At 59.4% G+C, this 23,264-nt stretch carries 26 protein-coding genes; all 26 read right to left on the minus strand.

Going from position 1 to position 23,264, the window contains the following annotated elements; all coding sequences use genetic code 11:
- A partial coding sequence (locus AD670_RS09075; protein ID WP_053130759.1) for a lysis system i-spanin subunit Rz occupies positions 1-494 on the minus strand: 494 nt, incomplete at its 3' end.
- A 2-nt stretch (positions 495-496) separates the two neighbouring features.
- On the minus strand, positions 497-805 hold the full coding sequence (locus tag AD670_RS31925; RefSeq protein ID WP_082340936.1) for a DUF6527 family protein: 309 nt from the start codon (positions 803-805) through the stop codon (positions 497-499).
- Positions 802-1,311 carry a glycoside hydrolase family 104 protein gene (locus AD670_RS09080; RefSeq protein ID WP_053130762.1) on the minus strand — a complete coding sequence of 170 codons (510 nt, stop codon included), beginning with the start codon at positions 1,309-1,311 and terminating at the stop codon, positions 802-804. The genes AD670_RS31925 and AD670_RS09080 overlap by 4 nt, the downstream gene beginning before the upstream one ends.
- Positions 1,312-1,745: 434 nt before the next feature.
- A complete protein-coding gene (locus tag AD670_RS09085) occupies positions 1,746-2,585 on the minus strand; it encodes a hypothetical protein (protein ID WP_053130764.1) in 840 nt (279 codons plus the stop codon).
- Positions 2,585-4,456, minus strand: coding sequence for a hypothetical protein (locus tag AD670_RS09090; protein ID WP_156338175.1), 1,872 nt, complete (start codon positions 4,454-4,456; stop codon positions 2,585-2,587). The genes AD670_RS09085 and AD670_RS09090 overlap by 1 nt, the downstream gene beginning before the upstream one ends.
- Positions 4,457-4,468: 12 nt before the next feature.
- A complete protein-coding gene (locus tag AD670_RS09095) occupies positions 4,469-6,979 on the minus strand; it encodes a phage tail protein (protein ID WP_053130769.1) in 2,511 nt (836 codons plus the stop codon).
- Positions 6,963-7,421: an NlpC/P60 family protein gene (locus tag AD670_RS31645; protein WP_053130771.1), complete on the minus strand. Its 459-nt coding sequence runs from the start codon at positions 7,419-7,421 to the stop codon at positions 6,963-6,965. Before AD670_RS31645 ends, AD670_RS09095 begins: the two co-directional genes overlap by 17 nt.
- Positions 7,418-8,278, minus strand: coding sequence for a DUF2163 domain-containing protein (locus AD670_RS09105; RefSeq protein ID WP_053130773.1), 861 nt, complete (start codon positions 8,276-8,278; stop codon positions 7,418-7,420). Before AD670_RS09105 ends, AD670_RS31645 begins: the two co-directional genes overlap by 4 nt.
- Positions 8,275-8,925, minus strand: coding sequence for a DUF2460 domain-containing protein (locus AD670_RS09110; RefSeq protein ID WP_082340939.1), 651 nt, complete (start codon positions 8,923-8,925; stop codon positions 8,275-8,277). Before AD670_RS09110 ends, AD670_RS09105 begins: the two co-directional genes overlap by 4 nt.
- Before the next feature lie 8 nt (positions 8,926-8,933).
- On the minus strand, positions 8,934-11,705 hold the full coding sequence (locus AD670_RS09115) for a hypothetical protein (RefSeq protein WP_053130777.1): 2,772 nt from the start codon (positions 11,703-11,705) through the stop codon (positions 8,934-8,936).
- A 405-nt stretch (positions 11,706-12,110) separates the two neighbouring features.
- Complete coding sequence (locus AD670_RS31425) at positions 12,111-12,308, minus strand: hypothetical protein (RefSeq protein WP_156338178.1); 198 nt, start codon at positions 12,306-12,308, stop codon at positions 12,111-12,113.
- 65 nt (positions 12,309-12,373) lie between these two features.
- Positions 12,374-12,721 (minus strand): hypothetical protein, encoded by a 348-nt coding sequence (locus tag AD670_RS09125; protein ID WP_053130782.1) that lies wholly within the window; start codon positions 12,719-12,721, stop codon positions 12,374-12,376.
- Complete coding sequence (locus AD670_RS09130; RefSeq protein ID WP_053130784.1) at positions 12,718-13,473, minus strand: hypothetical protein; 756 nt, start codon at positions 13,471-13,473, stop codon at positions 12,718-12,720. The genes AD670_RS09125 and AD670_RS09130 overlap by 4 nt, the downstream gene beginning before the upstream one ends.
- Positions 13,474-13,483: 10 nt before the next feature.
- Positions 13,484-13,936: a hypothetical protein gene (locus tag AD670_RS09135; RefSeq protein WP_053130787.1), complete on the minus strand. Its 453-nt coding sequence runs from the start codon at positions 13,934-13,936 to the stop codon at positions 13,484-13,486.
- Positions 13,937-13,941: 5 nt separating this feature from the next.
- The gene (locus AD670_RS09140) at positions 13,942-14,229 is read right to left on the minus strand and encodes a hypothetical protein (RefSeq protein ID WP_053130790.1); all 288 of its coding nucleotides are present in this window, start codon (positions 14,227-14,229) and stop codon (positions 13,942-13,944) included.
- On the minus strand, positions 14,222-14,431 hold the full coding sequence (locus tag AD670_RS09145) for a hypothetical protein (protein WP_053130793.1): 210 nt from the start codon (positions 14,429-14,431) through the stop codon (positions 14,222-14,224). The genes AD670_RS09140 and AD670_RS09145 overlap by 8 nt, the downstream gene beginning before the upstream one ends.
- Positions 14,421-14,669, minus strand: coding sequence for a hypothetical protein (locus AD670_RS09150; protein ID WP_053130797.1), 249 nt, complete (start codon positions 14,667-14,669; stop codon positions 14,421-14,423). The genes AD670_RS09145 and AD670_RS09150 overlap by 11 nt, the downstream gene beginning before the upstream one ends.
- Before the next feature lie 35 nt (positions 14,670-14,704).
- On the minus strand, positions 14,705-15,652 hold the full coding sequence (locus AD670_RS09155) for a Mu-like prophage major head subunit gpT family protein (RefSeq protein ID WP_053130799.1): 948 nt from the start codon (positions 15,650-15,652) through the stop codon (positions 14,705-14,707).
- Between the two features lie 63 nt (positions 15,653-15,715).
- Positions 15,716-16,132, minus strand: coding sequence for a hypothetical protein (locus AD670_RS09160; protein WP_053130802.1), 417 nt, complete (start codon positions 16,130-16,132; stop codon positions 15,716-15,718).
- Positions 16,133-16,174: 42 nt separating this feature from the next.
- Complete coding sequence (locus AD670_RS09165; RefSeq protein WP_053130805.1) at positions 16,175-17,539, minus strand: S49 family peptidase; 1,365 nt, start codon at positions 17,537-17,539, stop codon at positions 16,175-16,177.
- Between the two features lie 2 nt (positions 17,540-17,541).
- Positions 17,542-19,152, minus strand: coding sequence for a phage portal protein (locus AD670_RS09170; RefSeq protein WP_053130808.1), 1,611 nt, complete (start codon positions 19,150-19,152; stop codon positions 17,542-17,544).
- Positions 19,149-19,370 carry a DUF6148 family protein gene (locus AD670_RS09175; protein ID WP_053130811.1) on the minus strand — a complete coding sequence of 74 codons (222 nt, stop codon included), beginning with the start codon at positions 19,368-19,370 and terminating at the stop codon, positions 19,149-19,151. The genes AD670_RS09170 and AD670_RS09175 overlap by 4 nt, the downstream gene beginning before the upstream one ends.
- A gap of 3 nt (positions 19,371-19,373) precedes the next feature.
- A complete protein-coding gene (locus tag AD670_RS09180) occupies positions 19,374-21,470 on the minus strand; it encodes a phage terminase large subunit family protein (protein ID WP_082340941.1) in 2,097 nt (698 codons plus the stop codon).
- Entirely contained in the window at positions 21,409-21,903 is a 495-nt protein-coding gene (locus AD670_RS09185; protein WP_053130817.1) for a hypothetical protein, read from the minus strand. The genes AD670_RS09180 and AD670_RS09185 overlap by 62 nt, the downstream gene beginning before the upstream one ends.
- Before the next feature lie 208 nt (positions 21,904-22,111).
- Positions 22,112-22,843, minus strand: coding sequence for a hypothetical protein (locus AD670_RS09190; RefSeq protein WP_156338181.1), 732 nt, complete (start codon positions 22,841-22,843; stop codon positions 22,112-22,114).
- Between the two features lie 19 nt (positions 22,844-22,862).
- Positions 22,863-23,207, minus strand: coding sequence for a phage holin family protein (locus tag AD670_RS09195; RefSeq protein ID WP_053130823.1), 345 nt, complete (start codon positions 23,205-23,207; stop codon positions 22,863-22,865).
- Positions 23,208-23,264: the final 57 nt, after the last annotated feature.

The following is a 23,264-nucleotide window of genomic DNA, read 5'->3' on the forward strand; positions in this document are numbered from 1 at the left end:
TCTTTAGCGTAATCCTGACAGCCCCGCAAGGCGATCAATCCTTGGTCGCCGGCATCGGTGATGCCGATAATTCGTTGAGCATGCGCTGGGTCAAGTTGGGCTCGACGGGCTGCATGAACCACGCCGACGGTGCCGGGGGGGGTAGACACGTTGCAGCCACTGGCTGTGTCCGTGGTGTCGAGAAGGACTGACAGCCGCACATCAGCAGTAGCAAGGCGGTCACGCAATAGAGCCTGATTACGTCTGGCATCGGAAAGTTCTCGGGTGTGCTGTTGATCGGAAACGGCGAGTTGTTGCTCTGTGGCTAGGCGCTTGTCCTGTTCGGTCTGCTGCTGGCGGAGCGCGGCCTGGGTCAGATTGTTTAGATCGTCAGCCTGCAGCGCGGCCTGGCTCGCAAGCTTTCCAGCGTAACGCCACGCTTGCACCTGCCAGGCCGCGCCGAACGCAATGCTCATCGCGATCAGCAAGGCTGCCAGTTTCTGTGTTGTGGTCAGCATTACTCATCCTCCCAATCGGGTAGGTCGACGGTCTGCCCCGCCAGATGGTGAGTGCAGTCCTCAAGAAACTGAATGCGCCCACCAGTCACGAACGAATGGCAAACCCTCGGGCCATCCGACCAGGTGTATCGGACCAGAATGCTTGGCGTGAACGTCGGTGCCTCCAAGTTCCCATTCCACCCCCACCGTGGACCAACACCTGCGCCGTGCGAAATGCCATGAGCTAGGCCACAACCTGGACACTCAAAATAAAGACGATCCTCCTCGGCTTGGGCCAGGCATCGGGAAACTTTCCGTAATGCCGTCATGACAGTGCTCCACCCGCCAAGCGGTACTGCTGGATCAGATCATCAAGCCGGTGTTCACGTTGTCCATACCCTGCACCAGGCAGGCTTGCCCAAATATTCCGGCACTTTGCGATTGCGCTTTCGACCCGGCCCGCATGCACGTCCGGTAGCGCGCGGCATTCGCGGATGTGCTGCAGAGCCAACAGGTCCTGGCTGATCGGGCTGAAGTCAGGCAGGGCCAACAGCGTTCGGTAATACGGCCAATCCTTCAGCATCTGCTGGTATCGGCCCGAGGCATTAGATGTCAGGCCCTTGCTGTTGATGGCCTTCGAGCGGCGCCCCTTTGCGAAGGGGTGATCACTGAAATCTGTGAAGACCTCAGGCTTTCTGTCGATGCCCGTCACGATGACGTCGTAGCCATCCAGGGCAGTGGCCGGCGATGTGCTGGTCCCCTCGGACCAAGCGAGCATGTCGAGGAAGGCTAACGCATTGTGGCTACCTGCTTGTGTGATCGATAGTCGTGCCATAGCCTTTTCTCCAGACGAAAAAAACCCGCACAACGGCGGGTATTAGAGTTAATAGCCAACTCGGTAGGCTTAAGCGGATAAGTTGCTGCACTCAAACGAGTGAGGCAGACGCTCTCGGTGATTAGAAGTTCGGCCCCGTTATTATTTGACAGCCTTTGCAATGGGGCACATCGCTATCATCTGCGTCAAATTTCGCCACGAAGGAGCGCGTAAATGGTGCAAAGGCCCGCCAAAACTACCAATCGCCACGGATGGGTTTGGGTCTATAAAAGAATTAGACGCCTTGGATTCTCTCGATTTACTGCTTGTTACAGAGCGAGTCTTTACGCTCTCAGAGGAGACACCGGAACTTTCAGGTTCAAAAATGGCTGGGAAAAATTCCGCTTCCGCCGCAAACCATGAGTTGCGGCGGGCTTATAGGTTTACCTGGCCAGCTATGGGAAAGTCGACGGTGCCGTAAAGGTGTCACCAGCAAACCGGCCACCTGCCGCGAAAGCGGCATCCCATAGCGCCTTGTCGAGGGCGTCGACGTCAGCATAGTTTCGCCCCGACACCGTCAGATCCTCGCAGTAGCCGCGATAGAAGATGTCCGAGGGGCACTGATTGGTCAGCGCGGAACCAGATCCACCGTTACCGAAAATAATGCTCCCGGCCGCTGCCGCCACCGTATCACCGCTACCCGCAGACGCTCGCATCGAGGAGTACCGGTTAGCCACGGCGTTGGCCCCGCCGACGACGTTGTAAAGCCCGGAAGCCTTGCCGGTGTTACCGGCGCCACTCATGTACCCCAGGAAGTTGCCGCCGCTACCGATCTCCATGTACCGGTGACCGGTTGCCAGTGCTGCACGTGTCCGGTGAGCCCATACCGAGAAATAGAACAGGTGGGTCTTGTTCGCGATGATGTAGTCGCGGATCGCAGCTGCGACATTGATCTGTGAGCCATGACCGCTCACCGTGTTGTTGACCTGGCTGTAAATGGCGTGCAGGCCCTTCTTGGGCGTCCGCTCAAACAGCGCGTCAGCTGCGACCGCGTTGCTGCTGAATACCCCCGCCAAACTGCTCTCGGTACCCGCACCGAGCACCGCTGCCGCTTCGGCGTAAGCGATATTGGGGATAACAGCGCCCGCTGCCGGCACTCCGCTCACACCACCTAAGCTATGCCCCAAGTCGAACAGATACAGCGACCCCGCACTCAGCAACGCATCGGAACGCAGAATGGGCAACGTCGTATCGGTGAAGGTGATGCCATCCAGTACGGTTTTTTGTCCGGCCATTACCAGGACCTCCGGTTAATTTCATAGGCAATGCGACGAGCGATGTGCCCGTTGCTGATGGTGGTGTTGTGAATGATGTCCAGCCGCAGTGAACGCGGAACCACGCCCTTGGCCACATCGTCGAGATCGTCGGCGCTGCCGTCGTTGAACTGCATCAGCCACTCGCGGATCTTGATCACGCGATCGCCGTACTCGGCGGTGGCCCAATCTTCCAGCGCAACACAGTTGTTGTAGGTGGCGGTACCGATCCCCTCCCCCGTCGACGTGCCCGGTGTCGGGTTGCCGCCCAGCGGCGGCGTGATGATCAGGTAGTGCTTCTCAACAGTTTTCTGCACCCCCACCATCGCCCGGATGTCGGCCTTGATCTGCTCGATGTTGTCGAGATTGTTGCGGCCCATCCAGATGATCTCGGTGTAAAACCCGTTACCGGGAACGTCGGGCACAAACGGCGACTTGGGCGCGCTATATCGGGCGTCTCCGGCAGCATCCCGAGCAAACGTGTAAACGTCCGACGAGTCCCCAGTCTCACTGTGCGTGCACGTCAGCGTGCCGTGGATGCCACCCAACGTACCTGTCAACGCGAAGGTCCCCGAATTGGTCGCAGGCGTGGACAGCAGCAAGGTGCTCAGGGCTGTAACCGTCACCGAACCCGAGGCCGGGATCTGGTTGTCCGTGACGGTCAGCAGTGCGGTACCAGCGCCGAAACGTGCGGCGATCTGGCGAGACGTTTGGCCGCCAATGCCGCCATTCACAATGGTCCGCGCACTGATCAGTGGCGCAAGTTGCTCCCGCCAGGTGACTTGGCTGCTATTGGCTGTCAGAGAATCTCCTACACAAAGCAGATCGTGCACCGGCTTGAGGTATTCAATCCCTGTGACATCGGGGATATGAATATCAAAGTTACCCACCGTTTTGCCGGCGGTGGTGATGCCCAGGGCAATGCGGCCAACCGCATCGACGACAGCCCAGACATAGCCGGACTCTGGACTCAGTTGAACAGCAATGAAGCCCGACAGATCGACCCCTAGCGCTTTGCGAGGGACGGCACCGGTGCCGAGCAAGAACTTACCGGTAACGGTCCCGTCCACTCGAAGAGCCAGCCCAATCCGGCCCAGGGTATCGATCACCGCCCAGGCATATCCCGACTGGGGGTCCAACGCCTTGGCGATGAATCCGTCGAGGTCGAGTTTCAGCGTGTTGCGATCGACAGTGCCGTCGCGCAGCATGAACTTGCCCACGAGTGAACCATCTACCCGGCAACCCAGCGCCATGCGCCCAACCGAATCGACCAGCGCCCAGGTGTAACCGGACTCTACGGCCAATCGAACAAAGCGCAGCTCCAAGCCATTGAACGTGCCGCTTTCAACCGCAGAGGTGCGCACGTCTATCTCTGCGATGTAACCCACTGACGGATCATCGGAGACATGCCTGGCCTCCATGGCACTGACCCGCACATAAAGACTGCGCGATATGTCTGGCGAGGTGGGCTCGACATAAAACGACTGGCCGTCGACTGTCGCCAGAAGACCTGCCGCGACAGTGGCATGCACTTTCCCATCGACCATATCGCGGTTGAGGCGATCAATTTCCGCATTGATCATATCTACAGGATCACTGGTACCGATGCCCTGCAGCAGCGGCGCTCGGTACCCCGCATAGCCGATCTGAATATCGATGCGGGCCGCTGTGGTGTAGAAGAACACCCGCGCACTGGCATCGGCATGCATGGGGTTGGCCAGGACAACGGTCGCCGCCGCATCGGAAAACAGCGGCGCCAACGTCTCACTCCCGGAGACAAGCACCCTCACCGTTGCTCCAGGCAATAGCACGCCGTCTTCAGCCCTTGCGGCAAAGAATTGAATAGGTTGCATGATGAGTCTCTATCAGGTGTTGAAGGTGATCGCCGGGGCGAAGTTGAGTTGACTGCGCACACTGCTCCAGGTGTCGTACGCTGCAGCGCAGAGGTAATACGTGGTGTCAGCTGTCAGTCCCGTGACCTGCCCGGTGCGCGATACGCCTTGATAGCCGACCGTCCCTGCAGTTGCCGGATCAAAGTCCTCCTCTGTCGAATACACAAACACATAACCAGCCGCGTCTGCAGCTGCACTGGCCGCGCAACTGACATCCGCGGTGGTGGTGCCAGTGACCGTGGCGGCGGTTCCCGTAACGGACGCCGGCGCCGTATTGGTGACCAACAACGACACCAACTGTGCCTGGCCTGCAGCGTTGCGCTCGATGACCTCCACCCTATAGCTGCGAATGAGCGCGCCATCCACCAGCGCATCCTCACGCTGGTACGTGAATGCCGTGCTGGTGGTCGCCACCTCTCGCAGCAGGGCATTGCTGCCCGCGTGACGAACACGTACCAAGCGATCCTCAGCACGAGCTCCGGCCACCCAGCTTACGGTGAAGTACGGCGCCTCGAAGGCACCGACCAGAGCAAGGTTTTGCGCGGTATCAGGCGCGACCCGGGCGGGCGATAACGTGACGCTGTAGGCCGTGACATCCGCCAGATCCTCAAGCGCTCGACCGAACACGTTAAATGAGCGGAACTTGACCCAGACAGTCTTGCCGACCTGGTCAGACGTGTAGCTGTACTTCCAGACGGTGTCATCCAACCGCACAAACGGTGAACCGACCGAGTGACTGGAGATGGCCGTGCTCAGACGTCCGCGTCTGAGATAGCTCAGCTCATAGCCTCCGACGCCGGTGAGCACCGCGTCGCGGTAACTCAGCAGCTCGCCGGCCACCCAACACAGCGTGGCGCCACTGTCCGCCTCTGCAGTAGTGGCGGCTGCCAGTTCGGTCGCCGCTGCCAGTTGCACGGACATGATATTGACCGTGTCAGGATCGCTTCCAGCGGCCAGCGCCGTCGTCAGTTGTCCCATGCGCGCCCTGCCGTAAATCGTCTCCGCTAACCGGTAGCTGTCGCCATCAGCGCTGATCCAGATCTCACAACCGCCCCAGGCTTCACCCGCGCCGGCAACACCGCCCCAGATCTGCAATGTGCCGGCGGGCAGCAAGCTCTCGGGTGGATTGAACATGATGGGCGCCAGGACAGGTCCAGGCGCGACGTTTTGATTGCCCTGATAACCGCTTTTGCTCTGCACGGGATAGTTGGGTGCGCTGCCGACGCCCAGCAACGCATCCTCGGCCACGATCGCCAACTTACCCAGTTCGTCCTCCTCAACCGAAATCAGCCGGACCAGGCGCTGGTGCAGGTTCAACCCTGGCTCAGTGATCGTCACCAGGTCCATAGGCTCGAGGAGCACGTGCTGCCAGCCGAGGGAGAACTCATATTCATTGCGCACATACAGCTTGCGCTGCACCAACAGCTGCGCCGCATGGGCGCCGATGGCGATGTTGCAGATCTCGTACGCTTTGATGGTGTCCATCGGTTTGGAGCCAAACTGCTCAATGGCAGCCTGATCAGGCGCACGCACCACGTCGGTGTTGTACTCATGCTCGCGATCAAGGATTTCCAGCGACACTTCGTTGTAGCTGTCGGCCTGGCTCTTGATTTTGAGCGAGACCGGAGGCTCACCGTCCTCTGAAAGAAAGTCGTCATCGGTCAGATCCGCCACCGGCGTGATGTTCGGAAACCACGTCACGCCATTGCCAGTGACAGCCTGATCGCCGTAGGGAATTACCTTGAGTTGACCAGCAGACCACACCATCTCGCTGTTGGTCAGTTGCAACCAACGCGTAATAGCCTCATTCGCCGGCGCCTGCTCGTCGAGCACCGGACTCAAGAGTAAGTTTTCCGCCAAGCAATAGTTGCGGTAGTTCGACATATCCGCGACCCACGCCGGGGTAAAACCAATGCCGTCCAACGGATCGAGCAACAACCCGGGCAAGAAGTCACCCGGGTTGGCATCCGGCAGCCCGGGCACCTGATAACGTCCGTCCACCTCAAACGTATGATTCTGGACGCCGGCGTTGTCGTTGAGCAGGTACCTGCTGGAAAACACGTAGGCCGTGTCAGCGTAGGCAATCGCTTCGGCCGGGTGGCGAGTTTGAAGAAAACCCCACACGGTCTGATCATGAGTGCCATTGGCATAGTTCAAGCCAATCTGCGCCAGTGAGGAAAACACCTCTTTGTCACGAAATACGCGGTGAATCGCACCCAGTGGGCCACGCCCGACGGCCAAAATGATAGCCGCGTAGTAGGTGTAGGTCGTGTCTTTTTGGGTGGCTCCGCCGCCGCCTTTACCCCCCGACTTTTTCGTCGTGGTTTTGGCGACCGCTTCAAAGTCACTGTAATAAATGAGGTTAGGGCTGATGCGATTACGGCCGGCGATCCAGGCGATCGGCTTGCCACTGGCACTGCTCTGGATCTGTAGCGCGTTGATACGTGTCGCACTGTTGGAAATCGTACTACTGCTGCCCCCCATCGCTGACTCCATATCGGTTAAGTGTGTAATAACGCACGGTGTGGCTGGAGAGCCGCTCCTCGCGCATGTCTGCAAACTCGACGCCGATGTCCCGATAGGCGTGAATGATGCGGTGCTCATCGACCACCACCGCGCCGTGGCTGAAGGTCCGGCCGAATTTCCAGACCGCGACATCGCCACGCTGCGGGACATCGATCTGCCGGCCGTACAGCTCCAGCCAACCCAGGTAGCGTTCCTCGCTGCGGTGCAGGTGCCAGTCCTGGGCATACGCCCCGGGATCGATCCAGGGAATCAACCCGGCGGCGTGATACACCTCAATCAGCAACCAGGCACAATCGACGCCAAGGCCGAGCAGGTGCTGCCGGTGCTGGTACGGCGTGCGCAACCAGCGTTCGGCCTGGGCAACAACGGCATCACGCTGCAGCACTTCGAACGGGCTCATACCGATGTCTCCGCGACGGGAATGAACGGCATACCCCGGTACCGCGCTCGGTTGCCGAATTTGTTGGTGCAGGCATCCAGCGTCCGTGGGCAACCCGGGTAAATCAGAAACTGATCACCCGCCACTGGCACGCCTGGCAGCCCCAGGATCATCGTCACGGCACCATCTGCCGTGAATCGGCGCACGGTCCTTGTCACACCTGCATTGGCACCGTTCACAAACCGAATCACGCCCTGGTCGAACCAGCCCTGGGTGGCGGGCACATTGGAGTTCACGCGCAGGGCCGTGCTGCCACCCTGGACCACACCCACGGTTTCAAACAGGGCGCGATTCACCCCGCAATCGGCGCTGTACACCGTGCGCAGGCAGGAGGGCTGATAGACACCCCGGGGCACCTTGGTATCGAGCAGCTCGATCGGCGACTTTACTGTCACCGTCGCCTGCTCGCGGTCGGCAGGATCCACCTCGGCGACCCGCCCGATAAAACGTGTGACCGTGCCCACCACGGGCGATCGCCAGTCCGCCATGAACGCTCGAACAAGGTTCAGCGTGGCCCCGTCAAAACCGCCGCCGGCAATGAATGGCAGCAAGGGCTCGCCGAACACGGTGTCGTCCATGCCGGCGGTAAAGGTCACGTTCAACGTGTCGACCTCAATCCCGCGCACCGCCCGCACGCCGGTGCGCTTGATCAGGGGGCCGCTGGCCGAGTAGTTCTGGCCCGCATAGAAGACCTGCAAACCCGCATCGGTGTAACGCAGCACCTGGCCGCTGGCCAGGGCAATCGTGTACAGATCCGCCATGACGAAACGGCGCGCCGTGGCCAGAAAGGCTTTCAGTTCGGGTGTGGCATCGATCATGGTTTGATACTCGTGAACGCGATGTTTTTAAGTTCCCAGATCGCGCGATAAGGCTGAGCTCCGTCCAGCGAGTCCGCATCAAAAGCACAGCGAAAATAAAACGCCCCACTCCACACCAGCGCCGCATTGATGGGCGGGGCCACCGTAAAGGTGATGCGCCCCAGCTCATCCACAGTGAAGGCTGAAGTAGGAGCACCACTGACAGTGACGACGTCCACATTGACGACGCCGTACACCGGCTCGACCCAGTCGCCTATCTCCCGGGAAAGCTGAAATGTTCGCGTGGTGCCGTCCCCGGTGCCGAAACGCTGAAGCGTTACCAGGTGATCGCTACGATCAAAGAACAGGAACTCGCCAAATTGCCCTTTGCGCTGATTGAAGAACTCAATCAGCCTCGACCATTCATCCAACCCGGGGCGCTTGCGCACGGCGTTGTAGCTCAGTTGGAAAGACCACAGCGGCGCCGGGTAGTACGCCGTTGTCCGGCGTCGACCACTGGCAGCTTTCTGCACACCAGTACTCCACTCAGGCGCCTTTTTTGAAAGCAGGGTTTGCCCGGGCAAGCGCGGCAGAACGCCTTCAACCGCCGCGCCCATATCGGGGTAACTGGCGATCCAGCGCGCCGGCCAAAAAGGTCCTAACGACATCTCGCCCCCTAAGTTTTGATGGCGCCGTTGCGCCGCATTTTTTGCATTTCTTCGGCCAGCACCCGGGCGCCACGCCGAATATCCGCAGGTGACATCCGGCCGCTGCTGTCGTGGTAGTGATAGCTGTTACCGGCCCCTCCCAACTGCCCCTCTCCACTGGCTGCCTGGCGGATGACGTTGGCGTATTGCTTGGGCAGCACCATTTCCTGCTCGTGGAGTTGCGTCACGGGATTGGTACCGGCAGGGATGTCATAGCCGCCCTCGGCCGAGGCGACGTTTTTCACCAAGCCAAATACGAATGCGCCGGCAGCCACTGCAGCCGCCGCGCCGAGGATCGGTCCAATGATCGGAATGGCCGACATGGCTGCAAAGGCACCGGCCATGGCTTGCCAGGCGCTGGCAATGATGTTTTTGATTGTGGCTGCGCCCCAGATCGCTACGGACATAGCCGCACCGCCTGCCTCTGCAGCCGTTCGAACGCCAACACCCACAACCGTCGCACCGGTTTTAGCCGTCTCACCGAACATCCAGGCCATCAACGGCTTGGTGACCATGTTCTCAACGAACGCGGTGCCGATGCTGGTGAAGATCCCGCGCAACAGGCCCTGAGTGCTCATGGTGCCGCTGATGATTCCAGTAAGCCCGCTAGACCAACTGGTACGTAGACTGTCGACCATGCCCGTCCAGTTGCTCTGCGACTCGAAGGTTTGCTGCCTGCCAATCACTGCCATGCTGTTGCGATGGGTTTGTTCCAGCGCCAGGATCTGCTGCTGGACTTGCTGCAGGGCGACCGGGTTGCGGTCAGGATCCTGCTCCAGCAGCGCTTTACGCTCGGCCAATGCCTGAGCTTCGATCGCATACCGTTGCTTTTCGAACTCGGCCTGGGCCTGCAGCAGCTGGCCTTGGGTGATCAGGTTGGCTTGCAGATCCAGCTGGGCCATCTGTTCGGCATGGGCAACATCGGTAAGCCGCGCCTGTTGATCGGCAGCCAACTGCTGCTGTTTCATGTTGGTGATTTGCTGCTGCTTTTCGCGCTCGACGGCGACCACCTCTGCCGCAGCCTTGCGGTATTCCTGGCTGTCCTGACCATAGAGATGCCGGCTGCGCTCCAGGGTCTGCTGAGCGATCTGCAGACGCGCGTCCATGTTGTTGCGGTACTGCTGGGCCTGGGCTTGCAGGTCGGCAAAGGCTTGGCCTTCGTCCTGCCGGCGCAAGGCATTCAATGACGCCAGGTAATTGCGCTGAACGCTCAACCGTTCGGCCGCGCTCAAATCCGTACGTTTGAGAATGCCCTGCCAGTACTGCATTTCCTGCTGCTGGGAGAACTGCAGGAAGGTGCCCTGCTCAGCCTGCTGCTGGGCGTGAGCAACCTTCTGCGCGTCCAATACTTCTGCCCACTCACTGACCCGTGACTTGGTCTTCGCCGGCGCGCTCACCGGGTCATCCGCTTTTTTAGGAGGCGTCGTGGACTCAACCACTTTTTTCCGATGCTCGACCGCTGCAGCGTATGCCTGCTCCAGCTTGGTCAACCGGGCGACTTCAACGCCGTAAGCGGTCGGACTTGTCCTGCCCTGCTGTGGTGCTTTGGTCAGAGCTGTATTGCCGGTCGCGGCCATCTCGGCCACTTTGCGCCGCTGCTCTTCGATGCGAGCGGAACGGGATCGCATACCCGCGTCGACTTCTTCCAGCTTGTTGGACACCAACTGCATGTTTTCCAGCAGCAGGCGCTCTTCGACCAGCGTGGCTTCCAGCTGGGCCTTGCCACCCCCACCGCGCGGACCGGCGATGACGGTCCCTAACATCGCTTCGTATCGCGCGACGTTCGCCGCTACCTCATCAACGGTAAGACCTACGCCGGTCATGCCTTTCAGCAGATTGTTGAACCAACTGGCGGTTTCAGACAGACGCTTATTCAGGCTGATGAAGACAGGCTCAAGAATGGTACCGATGGTGACCTGCAGCTGGTTGCTTTTGGAGTCGAGCTCGGCCTGGCTCCCAGTCAATCCATCGGCCGCCTTGGCAGCATTACCGACCTGGGCCTCGGTCTCTTTCATGATGCCGTTGTATTCGGCCGTGATCTTTTGCGAGTCCGACAACTTGTCACGACTGGTGCCGATGCTCTTGGCATACTCGTCCCACATTTTGGCGACGTTTTTCGTAACACCGGCGTTATCCACCAGCACCGAGTTTTCGTTTTTCAAGCCCTCGGTGGCCGACACCACAGCTTCCGACATGCTGAGATTGGCCTGCCGGTTGAACGCTGCAGCGTCTTTTAGGCGGTTGATCACCGCCACCGCCTGGTCAACGTTGTAGCCACGGCTGAGCAGGTTTTGCAGTGCTTTGGCCGCGTCACCGACGCTGAGCAAGCCGTCAGAGGCGAGCTTGTTGGCCTCATCCATGGCCCGGCCAATACCGACACCGGCGTGATTGGCCACCGCTTCCAGACCACGGTAAGCAGCCTCCTGTTGGATCGCCGCGTCCTTGCTATCGCTAACTATCTGGCCCAGCTTGAAAGCACCCAGACCAAACACACCCGCAATGCCAGCCGCCACACCACCGAGGCCCGAGCGCATGATGGTGCTGACGCCGGAGAACGCCTCATTCACTGCCGGACCAAAACGAGCGAGCCGGGTTTGACTGCCGACCATCTCGGTACTGATCGCTCTCAGTTCGCGACTAAATGTCGTCCGTGCGTCTCGCATGTTGCGTTCGATACTTTCAACTGCGCGATCAAAACCTTGAGTACCGGCAGTGAATTGATAAGCAATATTCCTTTCCATACCGCTACCTCATTGAAACACCGAGGGCCAAAGAAACGGGAAACAAAACCAAATAATAAGCACTCTCAAAAAGAGTCAACATTCAGCAACATCGCCAAATGATTTTTTTTAAACTTCTAACAACCAGGCATGCCTAACTCACATGCAAGATGAAAATTTGCATATTTAAACGATACAGAGAGTTATCTCAGGAAATACTATGCCGGCATTTACAGACAAACTTAAACACATGCACAACCAAGACGTAAGGGCGCTTTTTGAATTCGCAGGCGACCTATTCTCCGGAAGAATAGCCGCAGTATCAGAAGACTACGTTCTAGTTGAGATTGAGCGTAACGGGAAGACTGTCCTGTTACACAAACATATTAGCGCCGTTAGCTTTATCACCGGTACTGAACTCGTAGGCTAACAATTATTACTCCTAGAAAAGTTGTCTAGAGCGCTCCGGAGATGTTCAGGTAATTCATCACGCAGATCTGCAGCAATACCTGTAATGGTTTCTGCAAGATAGGGCGCATCTGTGAGATCTCGATCAGGTTTGTAGCCCATATAGCCAGCGACTAAAACATGAACCGGCGGATGACTACGCCAGTAATCAGTCATATGCCCCACCATCACCATGTCCCAGTCACGCCGCAGCGTAACCGGGCTTTGGCCTGTACTTGCGATCAGGTGAGCGTAGAGTTGGCCCCAGTCGAAGGGGCCAGCGCTTCCCCCGGTTCGGGCTCAATGACCTCCAGGCCCGAAGCGCTCATGACCGCATCCAACGCGTCACGCATGTTGCGAAGATCCAGCAGCGCTGCCACCTCTGCGCGCTCGATGTCGGGGTAGTTACGACGCAATGCCGCGTGCGTGGCATCGATCACCGTCGCGATACTGTCCCGGTCCATGTTGCCGGCCATCACCGCGTTGATCCGCTCCAGCAGCTGCTCCAGATCCCCCAGCGCCAGGGGTGGGATGACGAGCGTTTTCCCTGGAAACGGGAACGAAACGCCGGGAATATTCACGACCGTCATTCGTTGGCACTCCAGTAGCACACCTCGCCGAACTCATCCGCGTAGCCGGTGAATTCAAAGTCCGGGATGGTGTAGTCGTCCTGTTTGGTGGCGATCCCGAGCTTGTTGCTGACAAAGTTCGGCACGCGCACGTATACAGTCTTGCCCTTGTATTTCAGGACCAGCTCGCCCTGGAACACCGGCATGTCACCCATGGGCAGGTTTTTCACCGACAGGCTTTTACCCGTCGTAACGGTGTAGCGGTAATCAATGAACACCGACTTGGCCACGTCTGCAGCGGCAAATGCATATTCCCCCGTGGCAGCATCAAAGGTGTACTGCCCCGCGATCGGCGCGCTCAGTACCCGTACGTAAGGGATCGCACCGGCGCCCCGTACCCCAAGATCACCCGAGAGCGTCCCGCCCGCCGGAGGCTCCACGGTGATGGTGGCCCCTGCAGGCACCGCTGTGGGCTCCGTGGAGTGATGGACTAACACCTGGCCGGTGGTCAGGGTCTGCCCGAACACCAGTTGATTCCACTGCAGCAGGCTGATCTGGGCGGACTTGGCCTTGCCCGTCAGCTTGCCCTGGCCCCGGGCCGCGTCGACTGCAAACTGCTCGCTGCCGAACAATTCCTTGGAATCAAACGACAGGTCTACCGATGCTTCTTGCATGATGCCCAGCAGGATGGGGGTCGGCGCGGAAATGGCATTGCCATAGGCGTCCATCAGCGGTGTGGCGTAAAACAACCCGCTGCCGAATGCGATTTGCATAATGTGTTCCTCAGTAAAAGGTAGGTCCGGCCGTCAGGTCGCCGGTGTTGCACAGGTAGGTGAAGCGGTAACGCACCATGCAGTTGCCGGCGGTGTTGTCGCCTTCGTCCTCGATCCAGTCGATATAGAAGCGCTGCACCCGATCCGCCTCCTCAAAGGCGCCCTCTGCCATCAGGACCGCATGCACGGCAACCTTGACCAAGTCAGCCACCTGATCCCAGGCAGCACCTGTGACCGTGTCCTCCCGGGCAATGATTTCCACCGTCAGCTCGAACTGGTTGCGATCCACTGCAGCGCTTTCACGCTCGCAGGTTTCAAGGTCAGGGCGCAGCACGATCGCGGGCGTCATGTCCCGTTTGATCGCCTCAGTACGACTGCGATACACCCGGTCTGCCGCCAACGTACCGGCGGCCAGAATCAGCGCCTGCGCCTTTGCGACAATGCGTTCTTGAATCGAGGGCATGAGGGTTAAACCTTGGTGAGGGAGGCCAGGCTAAAGGCGCCGTCATCAATCATCCGGCGGTCGCGGACGCGAAAATTCACACCGGCGACAGTGATCAGTTTGGGATTGTCGATGCCCAGGCGCTCGGCCTCGGCGGTGATGATCAGTATCTCGTAGCCGGTGGACTGGCTGTTGGTGCCACCCATGCCGTGGATCTCGTCCGGCATATCCCGCGCGGCCAGAAACGGCTGACCATCAACCATCCCGCCGACATCGAAGTCCTCAAGGAAGCCCCTGAGATCTTCGTCAAGCATCGGGGCTCACCTTGACGGGCTTGCGTCCGCCCTCACCTGCAGCGGAAGGTGCCGGTGCTGGCTCGACCACCAACACTTCCAACTGGTGGCGAAAGCGCTGGGCCACGTCATAAGGCAACTCGATCACGCCCCCCGCACCGGTCAGTTTGTCATCTGGCCCGCGAAACGAGCCGGATAGCACCGTGTAGGATTTATTCGGCATTACGCTCTCCTGCGACCTTCTCCAGTTTCGTCAACCGCTGCCCCAACGCCTTGTCCGGCTCGCCGGGGATCACAATCACTTCCCCGGCTTTGAACTGAACAGGCGACACAATGGTGTAGCGGCCCTTCTTGTTTGCGACCGGCTCCAGGTTGTGCGCACGCGCACTGGCCTGGGCCGCATTCAGGATCAGTTCCCCCCCATAAAGGGTGATCGTCTGCTCCACGCGGTATTTCGGCATATCAATGCCCTCAGTGAGGTGTCAGGCCGAAAGGCTTACGCAACCAGTTGGTTAAGAACGGCATACTGCCAGCGCCCAAAACCCACGTTGCGCCAAGTGTCGACGCCGTACTGATGAGCATCGTTGTCGAACTCGAACTCCGAGCCTTCGGCCTTGGCTTTCATGGCCACGTCGGTTTCCTGCTGGCGGATGAACGCTTTCAAACGACCGTCCGTGCGGAAGGTCACGAACTTGTCCTGCCAGGCGTTGAGGCGCACGTTGCCCACCACGCGAACCACCACGTTGTCCGGCATCACGATTTCGCTGATGTCTGTACCACGCGGGACACTGAGCGCCGACTGCGCAACGCTCAACAGGTTGAACGGCACCATCACCAAAAATTCGCGGGCTAGCTCGTTGATGGGTTCGCCCTGGTCATCTTTGAGTCTGGTCAACTGGGTGACCGATCGGGCAACCGCTTGTTGAAACTCCTCAACACTAGGGTGAGTGGGGGAACCATGAAGCTTTGCCGGCAGTTCGGAAAGCTTGGTGGTGATCTTGTTGGACTGAACGCCGCTCTGGCCTTCTTCGTGATCGGTATCGAAGAAGTATTGGCCGTCATAGCAGGTCTGGCTTTCGCCGTTGAGCAGCAGCACCGACAGCAGTCGCGCCCAATGCGCGTTAGTGCGGTCGGCCAGCTCGCCCAGGCGAATGCGCAACTGTCCGGTTTTATCGCGGCGCAGCTCGGTGACCAGCACTTCGAGGGTGGCCTCAAAATGCAGGTTTTCGATTTCAAGATCAGCGCTGATAAAGCCCTTGGCGTGGCGACCACCAATCCATTCACGCAAGGTCGGCACCATGCCGATCCATGGATAGGTTTCTTTGGCCTGGTCGGAGTCGAACAGGTTGGACACGGCGTCGATCCAGTTCGACCCCACATTCTGTTCGAGCAGTTCGTAAAACATGCCGATGATGGCACGGCTGGAAAGTACTTCAGCACCCATGGGTGATTCTCCTGAAGAAGGATACGGTCAGAGAAAAGTTTGAAAAACGGGTTGAGTGATGCGTCAGGCCGCTAAAGGGATGGCCTGGGCGGTGAACTTGACGATGCCGACGCCGGTGCGCACGAATCGGTGAACATGCCCGATCAGGCTGTTACCGGCGGCGGTGAGCAGAAACGTGCCGCTGTCGCTGGCATACACCGGCTTACCGATGTCGGTGATCGCCAGCGCGGTGACGGGCAGTTCAACTTTGCCGGCTTCGCGAAGACGCACCCGCGCTGCGGCAGCGGCGCCGATTCGATTATCAACGCCGCGATCGGCGAAGCCCACGAACAGATCCCCTGCCGCCAGGGGACGTGCGAGTCCATTAGCCGCAACAATGCCAACCGCCGAACCTTCAAAAATTTGCACGCCGGCAGCGACCGACAAATCGTTGATGTCCCCGATCTCATAAGCGCGGGGGGTGTCGAGTGTAAGAGGCATAGGATTCTCCAGAGCCATGGGTGGAAAGGGGTTACCCGGTACTTACTTTTTCAGAACCTTGACCAGGCCCCGCTCTGTGGCCTTGCGGTAGCCGTGATAAGCCTCGAAGGTGCCAAACTCGGCGCGCAGTTCCTTGTCACTGTCCCAGGTCGACTTGGCACGCTCCTCCAGCGGCGCCTCTGGATCCTCCTTTACAGCCTCAGGGGCTGCCGGTGGCGTCAGCACGTTGGGCACCGGCGCAGGCGCCTGGGTACGAATGTCGGCCAGAGCACCGGCGCGTTTGGTTTTTTCGGCGCCGATAACCTGCGCCGCCGCTTCGGCACCGCTGGTTTTGCCGTCGAACTTGAGCGTGGCAATCAGCTCTTCGTGTCCGGGCAGTGCGGCGGCTTCCACCGCCTGGATGCGTTCGCACTCGGCGCGGGCGCCGGCAGCTGCACCAGCGGCGTGCGCGTCATGTTCTAGGCTGGCCAGCAGCTCGGCATGATTCGCGGCCAGGTATTCGCGGTTGATAACGGGTTTGTCTGCAGTCGGCGCGGGGGCGTTACTGTTGGTGGTGGTGGACATAGGTTTTTCTCCAGAAGAACTGCTGTTGAACTCAGCGATGAGTTGTTCAAGGGTGGATTCACGGTCGGCCATGCCCAATGCCACGGCATCGGAGCCAATGCGCATATCGCCCTGGCCGAAGTCGGCCAAAACGGTTTCAACACTGAGGCCACGGTAATTGGCGACGTCCTCGACAAAGATGTCAGTCAGCCGGTCGACATGAGCCTGGGCCACAGCACGTCCTGATTCAGTGCTGAAGTCAGGGCGTTTTTTCGGGCTCTGGCTGCTGACGATCTCAAAACTGCCGTCGTCGTCGCTTTTACGCACCGTCAGCACCGTGCCGATGGAGCCCACGGCGCCGGTGCGGCTCATGACGATTTCATGGGCTGCTGCAGCTATCCAGTAGCCAGCGCTGGCCGCGTTACCGGACACATACGCAACCACCCGCTTGGGCGAGGCGCGGATCATCTGGCCAAATTCAGCGATGCCGCTGGCAATCCCACCCGGCGTGTCCATCACGAGGATGATGGTGTCGGTGCGCGGATCGTCGACGGCAGCGGTGAACTCCTTGGCCAGCACATCCAGCGACGTTGCCCCGGACAGCGCCGTAAATAAGTTGGCGTAGCGGAACACCGGGCCGGTAACGGGCAGCAACGCCACATTGCCGCGCTGGGTCACCGCACGGCTGTTCTGCAAGGGTTTGCCCTGCCTGGCCTCCAAGGCTTCCGGGCCTTCATGCTCCCGGCGGGCGATGGCGGTGATGGTCTGCAGCATGTCCGGGGTGATGGCCCAGGGCTCGCGTGATACCAGGTCGAACGCCGTCACCCGGTGCACGGGAGGTGCATCGGTTGGGTTGTCGCTCATAGTTAGGTCCGTTCAGGAAGATCAGGATTGGCCGCAGGCTCATCCTCGGGGCGAGCCGTTGGTGACACGGATAGGCCGTCATCGCGCCTACGCTTCACTTCAAGCGCACGCTGTTCGTGGTTCTCTTCCCAGTCGCTGCCGTCGTAAAGCATGGATTCCTTGGCGAGCGTGCTGACACCAATATCGATGCGCTTTTCGGCGGCATTGATGTCTTTGAGCGGATCAACGGTGCCAGGACCATCACCCACCCATAACGACCCGCTGTACGCATAGCGCAGCAACGGGTGGTCGAAAAACCCGGGAGCCTCAATGTCTCCCTGCGCCACGGCCTCTTCAAGCCAATGCTCGTACACGGGCTGGCAGAAATGTTGGCCCAGGAAATCACGGCAACCGCGAACGAACTGCCAAGCCTCCATCACCGCAGCACGTGCGGCGGTGTAACTGGCGGTAAAGTGCTTGATCAGCACCTCGTAAGGCAGCTCCAGGGCCATGCCGATCTGTCGAAGCATGGCGAGTACGAACGGATCGAATGCCATGTTCGGGCGACCAGGTGATGCGGTATCGATCGACGCACCGTCGTCCAGCTCGGCGACGATGCCGCCACTGAGTGAGCCATCCCAACCGCCCTGATCCCGCCCGGCGGGTTTATCGCCACCCACCGGGGTGTTGCCGGTAACGGCCGATGCCAGAGGGCTCAGATTGCCGCTCTGCCCTGGTTTGATGAACACCGCGAAGAACGCAGACACCACCGCCGCTTCCAGCTCGGCATCGGTGTAGCGATCCAATTGCTTGAGCTTCTCGATCACCGGCGCCAAGTAAGGCACACCGCGTGGTTGGCCCACCCGACGACGCCGGTACACATGCAACAGCACCCGACCGCCGCGCTCGTTGAAGAACGGGCGATCATCCCAGACGCGCTCTTTGACGCCCAGTGCCCCCGGGTGACTGCGCAGAATGTGAGCCTTGATCGGCGCCCCATCAGCGTCACGTTCAATGCCAGCGGTGAGGGCTTCCGTGTCGGCCTTGTTGCTAGGGTTACAAACCCGGTCGGCCTCAATCAGCTGGATGCACGCCGAGTAATGCTGGCCGGGTTGTTCCTTGTGCGTAAGCAACGTAAAGACGTCACCGCTGCTCAGCACCGACCGCCAGGTTAGATCCTGCAGACCATAGAAATTCTGCTCGCGGGTGATGTCGCAGCTGGTGGTTTCCGCCCAGGACTTGAACAGCGATTCCGTTTTGCGCTGCCACTCCCTGGCCTGGTCTTCGTCCCAGCCCAAAATCGAGCGATTGACCACCGACTTAAGCGCCAGGCCGGTGCCGACCGTCTTCGTCGTCACCGTATTGATCGCACCGCCGCCGATGGGGTTGTTGCGTTCTAGATCTCGGCAGCGTTCGCGAAGCGTGGGCAAGTCGGGCAGCAGATCTGCTGCCGCACTGCCTGCCGTCGGGGTCCAGGCGCTCAGCGAACGCTTGGCCTTCGACGCGCCGCTGTAACCGCCCAAGGCAGTCATGGTCAACCGGGCGTGCATGCGCTTGGCGCCGCGTTCGGGGCTGAGCCAGGTGATGGCCTTATCCAGCAGCGTCGGCTCTGGCACTTTCGGCGCGCGGCTCATCGCGGCGTAATCCCACGCAGGACGATCCCCCGAGGGCGACCGCTTTCAAGGCGATCAACTTGCTGTTGCCAGTAGTCGATCGTCTTGGTGATTTCGGCAAGGTCGGCGTATTCCAATTGCCGGGTGCCGATGCGGTAGCTCTGCTTTTGGCTGACCTGCATGCTCGCATCGAGCCAGGCTTGCAGCTGGCCCTGCGCTTGTTCCAGGGTGATAGCCATTGATTAATTCCTGCGTTGGGAGAGCACGCGCATTGCACTACGGCGCCCAGAAACAACTCTCCCGCCAGAGGGCGGGAGATTGGGTGGTTCGACTGGTGGTGTAGGTTCTGGACCGGTCCCGTCCGTTTCGGGATCGGGTTCAGCCTCGGATTGATCCGGCTCGGGTGGGTCAAACAACGCACCCTGACGGATCTGTGCATCGAGCCCTGCCCAGTCTTGCTCCCGCATCAAATGCGTTTTCAGGGAACGTGCCGCGTGCAACGCATACGTCTCGCAGTCGGTACCTTCGTTCGGTTGGCCGGACTTTTTCTGCCAGACCTTGCGGTAGTGGTGTAGCCGGCTCGGCGCCTTCACTTCGGCGGTGATCTGCCGAAAATAATCCGGGCGCACTGTTTTGTAAAAGTGCATCCGACCGGGACCGTTCCCCGTCAACGGCAGCCGCCCCTCAATCCACAGGTCCTTGGCCCGAGACGTACCAACCATGTAGGGGCGTAGGCCGTATTTTGAGGCCTTTTGCTCTTTGTCCGTATCTACACCTTGCCGAGGCGCACTGAAGATCTCCATTCGTTCATCGGCACGGGTATTGCCGCGCTCACTCGCCCCCTTGATCGCCATCACTCCCCTGCGCTGATGCTTACGGCAAAACGCATACGCAGCATCTTGGGTGATAGTGCCGTCCGAGGTATCAAGCGAAACTGCCATCACTCTAAGCTTGGCGCCGCAGGCGTGTGGAATCGGCGCAAACAGCAACTTTTCCAGATCAAGCCACACACCCTGGTCGGGCAGTACTACCTCGCCGTAAATCTCGCCCCAGTAGATCAGCCAGGATTCCTCGCCTCGGCCCCAGGCCCGCATCACCACCGCCAACCGGTCGTGTTGAACGTCGACACCGGCGGTGATCACAAGCCCCCCCATGGGCACAAACATTTCCGGGTAGTCCTCCGCTCGCTCAGCCAGTTTATCGGCCTCAGGCAGATCGGATTTGTACTCGTAGGCACGGCCTTGTTTCTGGTTGACGAACTTGATCAACACCGATAAGTCGCCCAGCGATGCGCGGTGTTCTGCGTTGAGTTTTTCGCGAACAATTTCGGCCAGATGGGTACCGGGTAAACATGCGTAGAGTTCGTTGAGTTCAATGAATCCAGCGCGCCCGAAAAAAGGTTTGGTCGGCACCCAACCGCAGTAAGGATCGCCCGCGTCAATCGCATTGAAAACCGTGTTGCGGATGTTTTCTTTTCGTTGGTAATCGTCCCAAATATCGCCACAGTGCGGGCAGGCGTAGCCAGCTGTTTCCGGATCCGCACGCCCGTAAATCTCGTGGGGCTGTGCCTCCTCTGCAATATCGAGCCACCGAATGTGGGCAAAGTCCAATACGTGAGCCTGGCCGCAGGCATGGCAGATGATCGGCAGTACCCGGCAGTCGGTAAGCGCCAATCGAGCCTCGGTCTTGCTCGCGCCCTTGATAGCAGGCGTCCCGCCCACCAACATTTTTGAACCGGGATAACGCTTACCGCGCTCCTCCAGCAGGGCGACCGCATCCCCCTGCCCCTTAACGTCATCGCTGGTGTCGTCCGGTTCTTCCACCACCGACAAGCCAACCGATGACGTAGATTTGACGTTACCGGGAGAGTTCGATGCCACCAATTTAAGAAACCCGCCGGGGAAGTTCTTGTGGTCCCAGCGGTTGCCCGCAGTGCGGCTGGTGTTGACCGGCATCAACTTCGCCACTTTTTTATTGACGTTGACGCCGAAGAAGATCTTTTCGTCATGAAAGTTTTTGCCATCTTTTTCCCTGGGAAACAGGATCAAGATAGGACGCGGCAGGTGCTGAATCATTTTGAAAAGAAAGCCTATCAGGAACCAAGTCCAGCCAATCTGTGCGGCTTTCATCAGGTCCACTTCACGGACTTTTGGATCGTCCAGAGCAGCGGCAACGCCAAGGAAGTAAGGTGTGTATTGGAAATCATAGAGGCCGCGCAACACAGCACCCTCAGCAGGTAAGTGAAATTCGGTACTCAGATACTGCGCCGTCGGGATGTCACGCGGCGGGCTGAACTTCGTCGCTGCTGCCAACAAGCTGCGCGCCAAGGTTTTGCGCATAGCCTGCAATTCGCTCGAGTGTAGGTCCGACAATTTTGTTTACCCCTGCTCGATCTACCGTGACTTTCAGCACGTTGTCGATGTCCTGTATGAGTCGCTCAATACAGCCCAGATATTCTAGGTTGGCGTAACTGGTCCAGTCGGATAGGACCTGCTCAGCGTCATCTGCCGGGATCAATACGCGCAACTTTTCGTGATACACCAACCGCCCGTTTGCCGCCTTCTGCTCAAGGTCATCAATGCGAGCTTTGTTAAGCCGTTCAAGTTGGCTGCCCCCGCGCCCAGCGGCTTTTTCGCGCAAATCGCGGATATAGGCGGTACGAATATCGGCAAGGCTTACGGCCTGCCAGTCCAGGTTCAACCGCTTGAGTACATCGCGCGCAGCACGCTCACTCATATCCAGGTGCTCGGCGATTTCAAGTTGGGTTGGCATGGTCTGGTCCTGTTACAGAAGGGGAAGCGGAACCCCCTATGTCGGGTTGAATCTGCAAAAAAGTCGGGGTTCGAATTACCCCGATAGCCCCGCTGCCTGGAAGGACCCATTGATTTTGGGTCGCAAGTCGACCTGTCAAGCCAAAACCCCGACAAATCATTGAAAAATCGCCATTTTTTGAGGAGAAATGCAAGAAGCCGACAAGAGATCAGCCTCGCTCCATCTCCCGTGCCAGGGCGCGCCGGAACAGCGGCTCGAACTCGGCCTCGGCGACGCGATTGGCTACCCCGTAGAAGTCAAAGCGCCGCCGATACGTCGGGCGCTTGACGAAGATCAGGATGGGCCGTGTCCCGTTGCCGATCCGCTGCCAGATACCCAAAGGGCCGGTGCCGTTGCCAGGTCGACCCACGAAATAGTCCGGTGCGTTGCGGTTACGGCGCCGGCTGCGCTGAGTGCGGTTGGCCATGAAGCCCGACACCCACTCAGCTGCTCCGAGTGCGGACAAGATCTGCACGATCTGGCCGCGACTGATATTGCCGTTGCCATCCATCCTGGCGCGCCGACCAGGGACGGCGTACATGTCAGCTGGCATCAAGCCGTAGTGGATCAGCGCTTTCTCAAATCGCTTGTGTGGTCGGTTGCCACCGTCAATATGCACCGGCAGGTACTTGGACGCGGGCACACCTGAGCTGGCTTCGTCCTTGACCCACACCCGGGCAAACAGGCGGCTGGTCGTGGCACTGCGCTTGAAGACCGAGTTAAGCGTCCACCGTGTGGGCCTATCGAAGACTCGCTCAAGCTCGGCCTTCTCAGCTGCCTGGACGCGTTCGGCGGTGAAGGTCAGCGCTTTGGCAGCGGCTATCGGCACCTTCGACTTGCTGAGCCCACGCATCTCTCTGACGATCTTGTCGATGTTGTCACGCATCTCAAGTCGCATCATGGTCATTGCCCCTGGATGTTTAAGGTCCGGCCTCACCCTTGGCTTCTGCTTCCTGCAGGCCCAGGCGCTTGGCAGTCCAGCGCTCGTAAAGCCCGATGGCAACGTCTGCCCCTGCCATTGCGGTGAGGCATCCCAGTGCGCCGGATGTCCAGATCGACATGCCCGCTGCGTACAGCAGCATGATCGCCGATACCCCGCACACCACGCAGGCGCCGGAACGAAGGGCCAGCCGCCGTATCAATGCCCAACCCCGGGCACCCTCCTTGTCCGCTCGCCACATCTCGCCCGACACGCCGCCCACCAGGGCCAGGACGATCACTAACCAGATCGGCATTTCTGCCAGCGCTTGCTGTTCGTTCGTCATTGGCCTACTCCGTAAACGAAAAAGCCCTGCGCTAGGCAGGGCTCAAAAACGTTGTTG

The sequence above is a fragment of the Pseudomonas sp. MIACH genome (assembly GCF_001269925.1).
Classification (GTDB): domain Bacteria; phylum Pseudomonadota; class Gammaproteobacteria; order Pseudomonadales; family Pseudomonadaceae; genus Aquipseudomonas.